Annotated in this window: 11 protein-coding genes and 2 pseudogenes; 3 read left to right on the top strand and 10 right to left on the bottom strand. The window is 70.8% G+C overall.

The window, feature by feature from the left end; translation table 11 throughout:
* Window positions 1-303: 303 nt before the first annotated feature.
* From ABTY04_RS26615 to ABTY04_RS26595, 5 genes and pseudogenes are all read right to left on the bottom strand, one after another.
* A pseudogene (locus ABTY04_RS26615) lies at window positions 304-414 on the bottom strand (IS5/IS1182 family transposase); the annotation flags it as partial.
* A 114-nt stretch (window positions 415-528) separates the two neighbouring features.
* Entirely contained in the window at window positions 529-2,037 is a 1,509-nt protein-coding gene (locus tag ABTY04_RS26610) for a DUF4246 domain-containing protein (protein ID WP_352215909.1), read from the bottom strand.
* A gap of 364 nt (window positions 2,038-2,401) precedes the next feature.
* Window positions 2,402-2,524 (bottom strand): annotated as a pseudogene (locus ABTY04_RS41210) (IS3-like element ISRhosp5 family transposase); the annotation flags it as partial.
* Between the two features lie 102 nt (window positions 2,525-2,626).
* On the bottom strand, window positions 2,627-3,097 hold the full coding sequence (locus tag ABTY04_RS26600; RefSeq protein WP_352215908.1) for an RICIN domain-containing protein: 471 nt from the start codon (window positions 3,095-3,097) through the stop codon (window positions 2,627-2,629).
* Window positions 2,980-4,953: a type I polyketide synthase gene (locus ABTY04_RS26595; RefSeq protein WP_352215907.1), complete on the bottom strand. Its 1,974-nt coding sequence runs from the start codon at window positions 4,951-4,953 to the stop codon at window positions 2,980-2,982. The genes ABTY04_RS26600 and ABTY04_RS26595 overlap by 118 nt, the downstream gene beginning before the upstream one ends.
* Window positions 4,954-5,308: 355 nt before the next feature.
* On the opposite strand from ABTY04_RS26595, the gene ABTY04_RS26590 reads away from it, so the two are divergent.
* Window positions 5,309-6,481 carry an SDR family oxidoreductase gene (locus ABTY04_RS26590; protein ID WP_352215906.1) on the top strand — a complete coding sequence of 391 codons (1,173 nt, stop codon included), beginning with the start codon at window positions 5,309-5,311 and terminating at the stop codon, window positions 6,479-6,481.
* A gap of 82 nt (window positions 6,482-6,563) precedes the next feature.
* On the opposite strand, the gene ABTY04_RS26585 is transcribed toward ABTY04_RS26590, so the two are convergent.
* On the bottom strand, window positions 6,564-6,860 hold the full coding sequence (locus tag ABTY04_RS26585) for a DUF1330 domain-containing protein (protein ID WP_352215905.1): 297 nt from the start codon (window positions 6,858-6,860) through the stop codon (window positions 6,564-6,566).
* Window positions 6,861-7,026: 166 nt separating this feature from the next.
* On the opposite strand from ABTY04_RS26585, the gene ABTY04_RS26580 reads away from it, so the two are divergent.
* Complete coding sequence (locus ABTY04_RS26580; RefSeq protein ID WP_352215904.1) at window positions 7,027-7,539, top strand: MarR family winged helix-turn-helix transcriptional regulator; 513 nt, start codon at window positions 7,027-7,029, stop codon at window positions 7,537-7,539.
* Between the two features lie 291 nt (window positions 7,540-7,830).
* On the opposite strand, the gene ABTY04_RS26575 is transcribed toward ABTY04_RS26580, so the two are convergent.
* The 4 genes from ABTY04_RS26575 to ABTY04_RS26560 form a co-directional block, all read right to left on the bottom strand.
* Window positions 7,831-9,597, bottom strand: a complete 1,767-nt coding sequence (locus ABTY04_RS26575) for an HEXXH motif domain-containing protein (RefSeq protein WP_352215903.1) — start codon at window positions 9,595-9,597, stop codon at window positions 7,831-7,833.
* Complete coding sequence (locus ABTY04_RS26570) at window positions 9,598-9,807, bottom strand: aldo/keto reductase (protein ID WP_352215902.1); 210 nt, start codon at window positions 9,805-9,807, stop codon at window positions 9,598-9,600.
* Between the two features lie 142 nt (window positions 9,808-9,949).
* On the bottom strand, window positions 9,950-11,098 hold the full coding sequence (locus tag ABTY04_RS26565) for an effector-associated domain 2-containing protein (protein ID WP_352215901.1): 1,149 nt from the start codon (window positions 11,096-11,098) through the stop codon (window positions 9,950-9,952).
* Window positions 11,095-12,288: an alpha/beta hydrolase family protein gene (locus ABTY04_RS26560; RefSeq protein WP_352215900.1), complete on the bottom strand. Its 1,194-nt coding sequence runs from the start codon at window positions 12,286-12,288 to the stop codon at window positions 11,095-11,097. The genes ABTY04_RS26565 and ABTY04_RS26560 overlap by 4 nt, the downstream gene beginning before the upstream one ends.
* Window positions 12,289-12,464: 176 nt before the next feature.
* On the opposite strand from ABTY04_RS26560, the gene ABTY04_RS26555 reads away from it, so the two are divergent.
* Complete coding sequence (locus ABTY04_RS26555) at window positions 12,465-13,772, top strand: cation:proton antiporter (RefSeq protein ID WP_352215899.1); 1,308 nt, start codon at window positions 12,465-12,467, stop codon at window positions 13,770-13,772.
* The last annotated feature ends 5 nt before the right edge of the window (window positions 13,773-13,777 follow it).

Raw genomic sequence — 13,777 nt, 5'->3', positions numbered from 1 at the left:
CGAACGCATTGATGAGCTGGTCGCCCGACGCGACACGCTGCACCGGCTCGCCGACGGCGACCCGGTCCTGCTGTCCGACCGCGCCTGTGCGGTCCTGGACCGGATGCCCGGCCTCGGCTGCGGCCCCGACCACGTGGCCGCGCAACGCGAGGCCCTGGTACTGGCCCGGGCGCCGGTGCCGGAGCGCTTCGACGGCTTCCTGACCCAGCTCGAACACGGCCTCGACGACCCCGAGTACATCGGCTTGACCAAGCACGGCTGGGAGGCCGAGACCTGGGAACCGGATGATCCGAGGATCGAAGAACTCACAGTGCGGTATTTCCACGCGATGGCTTCAAGGGTGCGGCGATGGTCGGCCCACCGCCGCCCACGGACCGGATCGGCCGGCGTCAGCGGCTGGATCCGGTCCCACATCGCATCAGTGATCACTAACCGGACACACGTATCCGCTCAACCGATCAACCCATCAAAGGGACACGCTGTAGCTGAAAACCTGGCGACTGTTCCGCCGGGCCAAAGGGTGAGGTTTCAGTGCTCGCAGAGGGAGAATTCTCGCTCGTAGAGCTGCTCGTTGTGTTCGTCGATGAAGAACTTGCGTTCCTGCATGAGTTGTTCGCGGTAGTTCTTTGCCTGTTCGAGAGTCATGGTCGAGGTGCCGGACCATGGTTGTTGCGGTGACACATCCGATGTCGAGACGATCTTTTCCGTCGGGTCAACCAGGAAGAACGCGAGAATTTTGCGATGTCCCGGGCGGGTGGTGTCCGTGAGGCGGAATGAGTCGACGCGGTGTTGCAGGATGTTCGGGAACGCCAGGCAGCGGCCCGCTGGGGTCGATGTCGATCCCAGCATCTGGTTCAGTGCGTCCTCGTCCTCCAGGCCGTAGACCTCACGCAGACCGTCGTTGTCGTTCTGTTCGTAGTTCGGGTCGTCGAGTGCCGCCCGGAAGCTCAGCCGGCTTTCGGTGATGTTTTCGCTGTCCCAGTAGTAGAGGGCGGTCGAGACGATCCGCTCGTTCATCATCCCCTCGACGTGCCAGGAACCGCCGGGGTACTCGGGCTTGTCCGGGGTGAGATGAATGGTGGCGAGCTTGACGATGACCTGGAGACTGCGGCCGCGCAGGTCGACCCGGGCGGATGCATCGGGCAACTCGGGCGGGGTGAAGGCCGGGGCGTCCGGGATGACCGGGTGGCGGTTCTCCCACCAGTCGTCCTGGGCCTGTTCCCACGCACGAAGGGCTTCTGTGTAGGCCTCATCATCACTGTAGGAAGATTTGTTCGGATACTCCGGTTCCGAGTCGTACCACCCGAAGGGATCGGCCTCGATTCGCAAGGGCCGCGGATGGCGCAGATCGGTGAGCACGTTCTCCAGTAGTGGGCGCAGGCGCGCGAACAAGTCTGGTAGGACGGATGCCAGTTCGCGGTGAATGTCGGGGTGGACGTTGTTGACGTACGAACGGAAGGCGACATCGCCGTCGTCACTGACGTCGACGTCCGTGGGCAGCCACTGGAATTTCTCCGAGAATTCGTACCTCGAATAGCGGTCCGTTGGATTCTGCCAAGCCCGCTCGGGCGCGCCGCTCACCTCTCTCACCAGGCAGAACAGTGAGGGATGAACCAGATCCAGTACCTGGCCGTCGGAGCCGGGGTGCCAGTCCTGGTCTGCTTCGGGGACCTGTTCCAGAACCTGAACCGCCTCGCACAGGCGGGATCTGAGCTTGTCGTCGACCAGTGTGTCCGACTGCCACACCCCGTCGACGGCGGACACCTCGACGCCGGTGCGTCCGTCCCGCAGCGCGGCGTAATGCACGAGTTCGGCAAGCACGTAACGAACCTGCGCTTCGGTGAGGCCCTGGGCGACCGCTTCTTGCGTCCACCTGGCGACGACGTCAGCATCGTTCATCTTGTCGAACCACCCCGGCTTCGCCCGAATGTGTGAACTGCACTGCATCATCTGAAGTTCCCGCAGCGTTCGGGGTGTCGCTAACGATATGGAACGGGATGCGTGAAAGGGCAGCGGGAAAGCAGACAGGCCAGTCAATTCTCTTGGTCCTCCCAGTCGGTGTGCGGTGGCCGGAAGGATACTTCAGCGGACTGACACCGCAGCCGTGGTCCCTCAACAACTCCATCGCGCCGCCGTGGCCGGGCTCAGCGCCGACGACCTCCGGCTTGGGGAAGTGCGGCCGACCCGGCCCGAGGCCAGCGACCGGATCCACCACACAGGCCTCGCCGGCCCGTTCTTCTGTCCCGGGACCGCGCGGTCGGCTGCCTCGGCCGGCCGTTCGCTGATCATTACCTCAGGCGTGACTGTCCCGGCGCGTCTGTCCTGGACGTACTGACTCAGTCGCTCGTTGACCGCCGGCTTGGCCGTTCTCGGCCGTCGTGCCCGTCGTTCGGTATGCCGCTGCGCGGCGGCGTGACACGAGGTCGATGACGGTCGCAAGACAGAGCGGCTTCGCGCCGCTGACCGGCGGATATGTGATGTCGCCGACGTACTTCGTGTTCACCCCGGCCGCGGTGTCGTTCCTCGGCCCGCGGGCAACAAGTATCGGCCACGAGTGACGTGGCCGATGGCCCGGGCAGCGGAACTCCCGGGCCGTGGTCATCCAGCCACTGTCAGACCAGCGGAATCAGTACCAGAGTTGGGTGGTCTGGTGGTTGCAGCTCGCCAGTACTGTCCTGGCACCGTTACCGCCGCCGGAGATGGTGAGGCATTTGTTCCAGTCGCTCCCGTTCCTCAACTGGGCCGAGCCGCCGGTGGAGTCGATGTACCACATCTGGTCGGCGTTGCCGTTGCAGTCCCACTGGATGGCTTGCTGGGCGTTGTCGCTGACGTTCCCGTAGATGCCCAGACACTTGTCCGAGGCCACGTTGTGCTGCTGACCGCTGGTGAGGGCCGAAGCGGAAGGCGCGGTGATGAGCGCGGTACCGGCCGCGAGCAGGAGGCCTGCGGAGGTGGCGGCAATGCGAGTCAGAGTCCTCGTCAGCTGTGCCCGATCACCATTGCCGGTTCGATGCCGTGGCTTCGCAGTGCGGCGGTGAGGCCGATCTGCAAGGTGAACAGCAGGGGCTGGGCGATCTCGGTCGCGGCCGGCTGCCACTGCCCGGGCGGGGCCATGAGGGCCTTGACCACTGACCATCCCAGACGGGGTGTCAGGGCGGCGTCCGCTCGTTCCACCTCCTCCCGGAAGGCCGGGTGGTGAGCGAGGAGGTCGGCTCCCATGCCGGCCCACTGCGATCCGTTGCCGGAGAACACGAACGCCACGCGGCCGCCGGTCGCCGCTCTTGCGGTGGCGCCGACAGGGCGGTAGGCCGGGTTCGTGTTCGGCCGCCCGGCGGCCTTGGCATGCGGCTCGGATGCCGGCACCGACGCGCCGCTGACGGTCTCGGCGTCGTCGGGCGCGCCGGGGTGCGCCAAGGCGGCGAACTCCAGGGCGGCCTCCTGCGGGGTGCGGGCCAGCACCACCGCCCGGTACTCATGCCGACTCCGGCGCAGACAGGAGGTGTACGCGAGATCGTAGAACTCCTCCGGCGCCGTGGTCCTGAGCTGTGCCGCCGCCTTGGCGGCCGCCTCGGCCAATGCCTGAGCGGAGCGCGCCGACACCAGGACCGGCAGGCCCTCGGCGGGCGGCGGATCCGGTTCCGTCCGGCGGCGAGGTGGTGCGCAGGTGAGGACGGTGTGGGCGTTCGTACCGCCGAAGCCGAAGGAGTTGACACCGACGACGGGGCGGTCGGCCGGTGCCGGCTGCCGGCTACGGGAGGTCACGCTCAGACCCAGCCCGGCGAAGTCGATGTCCGGATGCGGCGGTTCGGCGTGCAGGGAAGCCGGGATCGTGCGGTGTCTGAGCACCAGGAGCGCCTTGAACAGCCTGGCCATGCCCGAGGCGGGCTCCAGGTGACCGATGTTCGTCTTGACGGAGCCGATCGGCAGTTCGCCGCTGATCCGGCGGATGCCCAGTGCGCGGCCGATGGCGTGGGCCTCCAGCGGATCCCCCACCGCAGTCCCTGTGCCGTGGGCCTCGAAGTACACCAGCTCGTCCGGATGCACCCCGGCCCGTGCGTACACCTGACGCAGCAAGTCCTCCTGGGCACGGGGGTTCGGCAGCGACAGTCCCATGGTCCGGCCGTCGCTGTTGACACCGCTGCCGAGGATCACCCCGTGGACACGATCACCGTCGGCGAGGGCTTCGGTCAGCCGCTTGAGAAGGACCACGCCGCCGCCCTCGGCCCGTATGAAGCCGTCGGCGCGGGCGGAGAAGGAGGCGCACTTCCCCCTGGCCGACAGCATCGACGCCTGGGAGAACCCGACGTAGTGGAACGGGCTGATCAGCACGTTGGCCCCGCCACACACCGCCATACTGCTGGTCCCCTCCCACAGCGTGTGGCAGGCGCGGTCGAGCGCGACCAGCGAGGACGAGCAGGCAGTGTCGATGGCCATACTGGGACCGTGCAGGTCGAAGGCGTACGAGACCCTGTTCGCCGCGATCGAGGAGGCCGCGCCCGCCATGGTGTAGGCGCCCACCGTACGCAGGGACGACATCTGCAGGGCGCCGTACGAGGCGTCGGAGATGCCGACGTACACCGCGGTGTCGGACCCGGCCAGCCGAGCCGGATCGATCGCGGCGTCGTCCAGGGCCTCGGCGGTCAGCTCCAGCAGCAGCCGGTGCTGCGGGTCCATGTGCGCCGCTTCCTTCGGGGAGATCCCGAAGTAGGCGGCGTCGAAGGAGCCGACATCATCGAGGAATCCGCCCACACCGGTGTAGCTCTTCCCCCGGCGCGGCATCGAGGTGTCGACGAAGCGGCTCGCTTCGAAACGGTCTGCGGGGACCGGTCCGACCAGGTCCCGGCCCTGCTCCAGCGCGACCCACAGCTCGTCCAGGCTGTTGATGCCGCCCGGAAGACGCAGCCCTGCCCCGACGATGGCGATGGCACGCTCGGCGGCGTCGGGCCGGTGCATATGGGTCGCCCCTTCAGTCCCGTGGCGGGGCCGGGGGGCTCACATCACCCGCGCCACCGCCCTTGAATGCGACGCACAGTAGTGAAAGCAGGCGTCGACCAGGGCCGGGGCTCACTCCAACTGCCCAACCCGAGCGGGACTTTCACCCGCACGGGAAATCGGCCGAGTCATGGATGCGTCATCACTTCGAGTGATCGGATGTGGGAGGAGCACTGCCTGGCATCCCTGCCCGCCCACTCTGCGTATCTTCGCCTGCCGGGCGCGGAGGCCGGCAGCCCGGCGCCGTGGCCCCGTAATCTCCATCGCCCACCGGTGCCGATGCCACGTCAGCCCAAACGTCACCCAGGAGCCAGCCATGGCCGTGTTGTTCACCGGCGCGACCGGATTTCTCGGGAGCCACATCCTGCGCGAGCTGCTTGCCGAGAACGCCGAGGAGACGGTCACGGTCCTGGGCCGAGGTACCCCCGGTGACCTGCAAGCCCGGGTCGAGGCCGCGCTCACCTGGCTGGACTGTTCCGCACCGGACACGGGCACCCTGCGCCGCCTGCGGTACGCCACCGCCGATCTCACCGAGCACCACCTGGGCTTGAGCGGACCCGATCGGGCAGATCTCACCCGAGACTGCACCGCCGTCTGGCACTGCGCCGCGTCCTGGGCCCTCCAGGGAGACCCCGCCCCCCTGTTCAAGGCGAACGTCATCGGCACCCGCCGGATCCTCGAACTCGCCGACGAGGCACCCCAGGCACAGCTGGTGCACGTGAGCACCGCCTACGTTGCCGGACGCCGTCACGTCGGCCACGTCCTGGAGACCGAACTGAGCGAAGAGCACGGCTTCCAGACCTGCTACGAGGAGACGAAATATACCGCCGAGAGAATGGTCCACGCCTGGACCGCCCGAACAGGCCGCACCGCCGTGATCCTCCGCCCGAGCCTGCTGGTCACCGACCGGCATGCCCCCGATGGGCTCCCGCAACAGCCCCTGGCCGTTCTGGCCTGGCTCCTCGATGCGGCCCTGCGCGACAGGGCGGCGGAGGACGAGACGGTGGCGCGCCTGTTCAACGGGGGAGATTCCCACGGCTGCGGAATGCGCTTGCGCATCCCGGGCAACCCTGCCGCCGGCATCAACATGGTCCAGGCGGACTACGCAGCCCGAGCGGCGGTCCGCGCCGCCCGGGCCGTCCGCGGCGACGGGGGAGCCGGACTGCGTACGGTCCACCTCACCCACCCGCGCAACACCGGCTTCGAAGCGGTCATGTACGCCTTCGAAGCCCTCTACCCCGGCATCACCCTGACCATGACGCCGACCGTCGCCGCCCCTGACCCGTACGAACGCGTCTTCGCTCACGCCCTCGGAGACCTGCTGTCCTTCACCGTGCAGCAACGCACGTACGACCGCGCCAACCTTCTCCAGGACGCCCCCGACCTGCCCGATCCACAGCCCGTCACCGGCCCCTACCTCGCCCGGGCGCTGTGCCGGGTCCACGAGCACCTGTTGGCGGGTCATGCCGGTCAGTCGGGAGTGTCATGAATCAGGTGGGAACCTGCTCAGAAGGGACCCCTGATGGACACGGAGACCGGTCACCTGATCGAGGCCGCCGACGGGAGCGGGATCAGCTCGGGAGACCCGCCACGAGGTTGACGTCGACTTCATGGCCCATCGTTGCGGTGCGCCACGCGACGAGTTCCTGGTATGCGGGCGACGCGTACCAGTCGCGGGCCGACTCGTCGCTGGGGAAGCCCACAAGGGCGGTCTTCGTGTACGCGGACGGGCCCTCCAGCCGGGTCGGGCTGCCGAACGCGAGCAGGCGTCCGCCGAACGCCTCAAGTGTCGGGCCGACATGGGCGAGGTAGTGGCCGAGGGCGGTGTCGGGCGTGTCATCGGTACGGACGAACAGCACGTAGTGCACGGCTTCTCCTGGTTGCTCCGGTGCGCCCCTCAGGGCACATGCCTGGCATCGAAAACTCTGACAACGAATACTTTGATATCGAAATGTTTCCGCGGGTCGACGGTACCTGCGGGTGGCAGTGGAGTCAAACGCTTCGACGTCGAAGCGTTCTGTTAGCCTTGGCGCCATGCGCGACACGGTGGACGAGGTCATCGAGCAGTGGGACGCCCTTCGCCCCGGACTGGACACGGAGCCGATCGGTGTGGTCCTGAGGATCTTCCGCGCGTCACGGCACCTCGACCAGGGGATCAAGGGCTACTTCGACGAACACGGCCTGGAGACGTGGGAGTACGACATCCTGGCCACGCTTCTGCGCGCGGGCGGCGGCAACACCCTCCGCATGAGCGACCTGGCCGGCGCCGCGATGATCAGCCCGGCCGCCCTCACCAACCGCATCGACCGGCTGGTCGCCAAGGGCCTGGTGACCCGAGCAACCGATCCGGACAACCGTCGCCTGGTACGCACGGAGCTGACCGCCGAAGGCCGCCGCATCGCCGAAGACCTGATCGAAGGCCACCTGGCCAACGAGCGTGAACTCGTCGAAGGCCTCACCCCCGAAGAGCGCAGGCAGCTGTCATCCCTGCTCCGCAAGCTCCTCATGTCCTTGGAGGGCGACTCCCGCAAGCCCAAGAACTCCTGATACGACGTCCGCCTCGTTTGCGCCCCCGCAGCCGCAGGAGTCTGCGGAACCTCCCGCCGACGCCGTGCTCCGGTAGCCGACCCGGCGGCCCGCTCCCACGCGAGCCCGAGGGGCAGGGAGGCAGACCGGCGCCGTCCGCGCCCGCACAACGCCCGGCACGGTCACGCCGACCAGGGAAGGCACGCGGCGTGCGGCTGATGTGATACGGGCATCAGCGTGTGGCAATGGGCCTGGACGCCCGTCCGGGTCGTGGACCGGGACCCGGCGACCCCAACCGGCCGAGACCAGGAACTACGCTCCGGCCAGCCAGGCAGCGGCCTCCCGCAGCTCCTCCGGCGTGCCCGGCGCCAGGGCCGACAGACGCTCCGGGCGGCCCAGGAGCCGCCGGTGGGCCGGGGTGAGCACGGCATTGGCCAGCAGCCAGCCGCTGAGGGCGTGCGGGTCCGTGGGGGACCGGCGCAGGGTCTCGGCGTAGAGGGCCTGGGCCGTGCGCGGGACCCCGGCGACGAGCTGGGCGTCCGCACCGTCCGGTGCGAGCGGCGGATCGCGGTAGAGACGGGCGCGGGGGTCGTGCCACGGACCCGGCGGGCCGGCCAGGACCGGCTGGTGCGCACCGGCCGGTGGGGGAGCGCCTCCCGCGGCGAACGCCGAGGCCAGCGCGGTCCGTTCGGGCTCGTCGCAGCGCAGGTTCCGCAGCCGCCACTCGACGAGGTGGCTCAGCGCGGCGGCCCGCGCCCGCTCCGCCGTCCGCGGTGCCACGGGCTCGCGCAACCAGCCGTCGAGGGTGGCCGCCAGCCCGCGGAGCAGCCGGGTGCCGGGTGCGGTGAGCCGGGCCCGGGTCAGCAGCGTACGGACGATCAGCCGGGTCTGCAGGCGGCGCAGCGCGAAGTGGAACCCCGCGATCCCGGGATCCACCCCCGGGTCCGTCATGCGGTCACGCCAGAAACCGGTGACCCCCGTGAAGGCGTACGCGCCGTGCAGCAGCCCGGTGGTGTGGCGCGGATCGGGCCGCCACGGCGCGTAGTGGATCTCGGCGCCGTCGTCGTGGAGCAGAGGGAAGAGATGGAGCAGTGCCCCCAGCTTGCTGTGCTGGAACTCGTGCACCATCGCCTCGGCGAGTGCCAGCGCGTCGGGCGGGCGGGAGACGACCATGGAACCGAAGGCGTCCGACGTGGTCGCGCTGACCAGTACGTCGACGGGGGCGGAGCCCGGCGCGGTCGATGCCGTACGGGTCGGCCCGCCCGGCTCCGCGAGGTCCGCCGGCACGATGCGCCGGACCTCGGCCACCCGCAGCCCGCCCGGCCCGTCCGGCGAGGGCCCCTCCAGGATGGCCGCGGCCTCGGTGAACAGCCGTTGCCAGCGCTCCGCCTCCGCCCCGGACAGCGGCTGCGGGGTGACCGGTTCGTCCAGGTCGCGGTACGGGTCGAGGTCGTCCAGCCAGGTCGACGTGCCGGCGAAGGTGCGCGAGGGGGTCCAGTGGCTGCGCCAGGCCTGGTCCAGCGGGCGGACCAGGATCGTCCGGCCGCCCGAGGCCAGGTGCAGATCGCCGCCCCGTAGCCGGGCCCGAGCCGTGCCGTAGCCCTGAAGACCGCCGATCCGGGCCAGGCCCAGGGTGGGCAGGGACAGGCCGCCGTCCCGCAGGGGCACGTCCAGTTCGACATCCAGCCCGGCAAGGATCCGCGCGGTCAGCGAGATGGCGCAGAGGTGCCCGGCATCCGCCCACAGCGGCGGTCCGCCCGTCGTGCCGTGGAGACGGCGCACCACGTGCGCCGTCCAGCAGCCCATGTGCGGGCTCATCAACAACGCCTCGCACGCGTCCGGTTCTGCCCCGGCCGCCTCGGAGAACAACTCCCAGACCGGTGCGGCCGGGCCCAGTTCGCCCAGCGCGCCCGGCAGCTCGTCCAGCCGGTCGAGCAGTTCACCCAGCAGCATCAGGCGCCTGGTGCGTTCGGCCCGGACCAGGAACGCGACCGCTTCGGCGGAGCCGCCGCCCGAGGCGAGTTCGTCGAACCGGGCGCCGGGCATCCGTAACCGCGCTTCGTGCTCCTGTGACGCCATCTACTCGGCCCTGGCCCCGCCGGTCGGATTGCTGTGCCCCATGGTGTTGCTCCGGGCACGGCGCGCCTGGGCGAGCAGCCGTCGGCTGCGCAACGGTGCCGGAACGCCGCGTATCGCGGCGAGGCTCACCCCGGTCAGATCCGCGAGATCGGATTCGACGTGCTCCGCGCGGTCCGCACCGGGACGGTCCGCGTTGGCCGGCTCATGCAACGTGCTTCCCCCTTCAAGTGCCCCGCTCCCACCGATCGGGCGGGCCGTGCCGCCGGCGCTGCCGGAGTCACCTCCATGATGACGAACGGGGGCTGTCTCGAAAAGCCCATGTGATCAAGCCATCCGACGACGCCTCGGCGCCTCACCCGGCGGGTCGCGGTCCGGCACACGCGTGGACGGCCGCCTCCAGGGCCACGGCCCGCTGCTCGTCGTCGTCCAGCAGGGTGACCGCCGCGTGGAGCAGCCACAGCTCTCCGGGCACCTCGCTCAGGGCTCGGACGATCCCGATGAGGTCGGTGCGCGGCTTGGCGTGCCGGCGCATCCGCTCCACGGTGCGGGTGGCCTCGCCCAACTCCGTGACGATCGCCTGCCGTTCCTCGGGGTCGGTCATCATCGGGTACGCGAGCAGGGCGCCGATCAGGCGTTCCATCGGCTGACCGGGTGTGTTCGCCACCCCCGCGGCGGCCCGCGGTGCCGCCGTCGCGGGGGCCGGCGGCGCCGGGTGCTCGGACCGCTGGGGGCCGTAGAGCCAGACCATCGGCAACTGGTCGGTGCGCCGCTCGGCCCGCAGTCGCTCCACCCGCTCCTGGACGTCGCCGAACAGTGCCTCCGGATCCGGCCACTGAGGCGCACCCGCGCCGACCGCACCGCGCCGGCTGTCAAGGGCTTCCAGGACACTGGCCGAGAACAGACCCGTGCCGCGCGCGGGATCGTTCGTGGCCCGCTGCCCCCGGGTCGCCGCCAGCAGCAGCGTCTGGTGGTGGGACTGCACCCGCCGTCCCTCGGGCAGGCTCTCGGCGGGCAGCGTGTGCTGGAAGCCGTACTCCTCCTCGAACGTCTGGCAGGCGTCCACGATCCAGATCTGCCGGCCGAAGCCGGGCAGGGTGTCGCTCGCCAGGGTCCGGCGCATCGAGTCCAGGTCGAGGTTGCGCTTGTCGGCGGTGGTGGCGTCCGCGCAGAACAGCCGCAACCGCTCCGCCCGGTCCAGCACCCCGTGCCCGCCCCACCACACCCACAGCGCCTCGCCTCGCAGGGAGTGCAGCCCGGACACCACCAGCTGCCGCAGCGTCGCGTGGTCGGCGGACCGGTACGGCACGCCCGGGTCGGTCAGCGGGTCGAGGTGGAGCAGGATGTTCTGCTCCGGTACGCCGGCACGCAGCAGCCAGGAGCGGAAGCGCAGGGCGTCCCCGGCAGGCCCGGACAGGTCCCAGCCGGGCCCGGCGGCGTACCGCTCGATGCCCACGACCACTGCGAAGGTGCGCTCCGGCGCGGGAGCCGCGGTCCCCGTCACGACAGCCGGGCTGCGATCTCGCGGTAGACGGCCGGATTGGTCCAGTAGGCGCTGTGCGCGGCCGGGAACGGCTGCCGGTTGTCGACCTCGACGTCGGTGACCCGGTCGGGGAACAGCCCTGCCCCGAGGTAGCCGAGCAGGTCCCGCCGGTCGTAGACGTTCAGCCAGTCGGGCACGTGCCGCGGCAGCGGTTCCGGGTGGGCGAGTCCGGGCAGGGCCCCGCTCTCGTAGAGGAACGGCCCCTGGGACCCCACCGTGACCAGCAGTTCCACTTGCGGCAGCGGCGCGGTGACCAGGGTGTCCAGGGCGATGATGCCGCCGAGGCTGTGCCCGACCACGACCACCGGCGCCGGCAGCTCCTCGATCAGTCCGCGCAGCCTCCGCCGCAGCGCCCCGCCCCGGGCCAGGTACCGCATGATGTCGGCGGCGGCCGGATGGGCGGCTTCGGTCAGTGCCCGGCGGCGCCGGACCGCGGCATGGGAGGCGAGCCGGAGCGCCGGCCGGGCGAGCAGGGCCCCGAGGCCCCGCTCGGAGCCCGCCGGCCGGGCCCCCATGAGTTCGGCGAGGGCGGCCACGGCCGCGTCCCGCGCCTCGCCGTCGGGGACGACGGGCGCGTCCTCGGCGAGTACGGCGGACAGCGCCGCCGCGACCACCGCCCGGGCCAGCAGCCGGGCGAGGTCCTCGTCGTCGGGCAGGCCGCTCGCGGCCCGGCCCGGCAGCGGGCTGCGGGCGAGGGCCAGAGCGGCCTCGGCCAGGTGCCGTTCCGGTACACCGGTGCGTTCGGCGACATCGGCCACCTTCCCGTCGAGGGAGGCCAGCAGCGCCCGAGGCCGCTCCCCGGGGAGCGCGGCGCCGAGGGGCAGTTCGCCGGGGGCGGCCGGGCCGTCAGCGGCGACCAGCGCCAGTTCGACGAGCGGATCGCGGTACAGGTCGGCCCACCGCTCGCTGTCGGTGTCCTCGGCCGGGGCCGCGTCGGGCGACTCGCCGAGGCCGCCGCGGCTGCGCCCGCCAGGCTGCGGCAGGGACAGGCCACCGGCCGCCAGCGTCGCGCCGAACTCCCCGCCCCAGTAGAACGGGACCGGGCGGACGGCCGGGGCCACGGCGCGCAGCCCGGCCGAGAAGCGCCCGTACAGCTCCGAGAACCCGGGCTCCCGGACCCCTGTGCCGTGAATGAACAATGCCGTCGTCATAAGCCCCCACCCCGACGTCAACCGTTCGCCGTGAACGCGATCGTGGCACATAACGAGCCGTCAACTTGGCAGTATGCTGAAATCGTGCCCCTCGACCCCGGGTGCGCGCTCTTTGGTCTGCCGTGCACCCGCCGTGGCCGTTCCGGCCCGGCGTCGGACTCCTTGAGGGGGACCGTATGGCTACTGATGCGATGATCACCCATCTCGTCGGCGCCACCGCGCTCATCCTGATCGTCGCCCACACTGCGGGCTGGCTCTCCCGGCGGTGGCGACAGCCCACGATCATCGGGCAGTTGATCGCCGGCATCGCCCTCGGCCCGACCATGCTCGCGGGGCTCTTCCCGGCGCTTTCGCGGATCCTGTTCCCCCCGGCGCTGGGCCCGGTGCTCACCGGGCTCTCCCAGATCGCCCTGGTCCTCTTCCTGTTCGCCGTGGGCTACGAACTCGATCTCGGCGTGGTCAGGGGCCGGGCCCGTACCGTGGTGGCGGTCTCGCTCGCGGCGTTCGTGCTGCCGATGTCGGCCGGGTGCGCCGCCGCGCTGCTCTTCCACCGTCAACTGGCGTCGCTGGGCGCGCCCCGGGAGATGTCCGCGGCCTCGGTGCTGTTCTTCGGCGTGGCGCTGTCCATCACGGCCGTGCCCGTCCTGACGGCGATAGTCCGCGAGAACGGCCTGGCCGGGACGGTGCCCGGGATCGTCGCCGTCGCCGCGGCAGGGGTGATCGACGTCATGGGCTGGACCGTCCTGGTGGGCACGCTGCTGGAGACCGGGGCGGAGGGCGGGCTGTCCCGGCCGGTGCGGCTGGCGCTGCTGCTCGGGTTCACGGCCGTGATGCTGCTCGCGGCCCGGCCGGTCCTGCGCCGCCTGTTGTGGCGTTCGGGGGTCGACCCGTCGGTGCGGCTTGCCGTCCTGGTGGGCTTCGCGTTCGCCTCGGCCTGGGTCACCCAGGCCCTCGGGCTGCACGTCATCTTCGGCGCCCTGCTCGCCGGCGTGGTCACCCCGCGGGAGGAGGGCTGCACCCTGGACCCGGACCTGGTCCGGCCGCTGCACGACATCGGCATGTTGCTGCTGCCGTTCTTCTTCGTGGTCTCGGGCCGCAGCGTGGAGATCGGAGCGCTCGACTCCGCCGGTGTGGTCGCGGTGGTCGCGGTGACCCTCCTGGCCGTGACGGTCAAGGTGGTGAGCGGGACCGTTGCGGCCCGGCTCGCGGGCCTGGACCGGCACGATGCCCGGACCGTGGGCGTCCTGCTCAACACCCGTGGTCTGACCGAGCTGATCGCGCTGAACGCGGGCTTGCAGGCGGGGCTGCTCAGCGGCCGGCTCTACACGGCGCTGGTGCTGATGGCCCTGGCGACCACCGTGGCCACCGAGCCCCTGCTGGCCGTCGTACGCCGCCTGCGGGCGCGCGCGGAGGGCGCGGGCGGGGACACTCCAACGCCACCACCCCGCACCCCGGTCGATGCATCTTCCGCCGAGGCCCTCTGACACCG

The sequence above is a fragment of the Streptomyces sp. NPDC097981 genome (genome assembly GCF_040302565.1).
GTDB lineage: Bacteria > Actinomycetota > Actinomycetes > Streptomycetales > Streptomycetaceae > Streptomyces.
The sequence above is the reverse complement of the archived record's forward strand: the minus strand, read 5'-3'. Positions and strand labels throughout refer to the sequence as shown.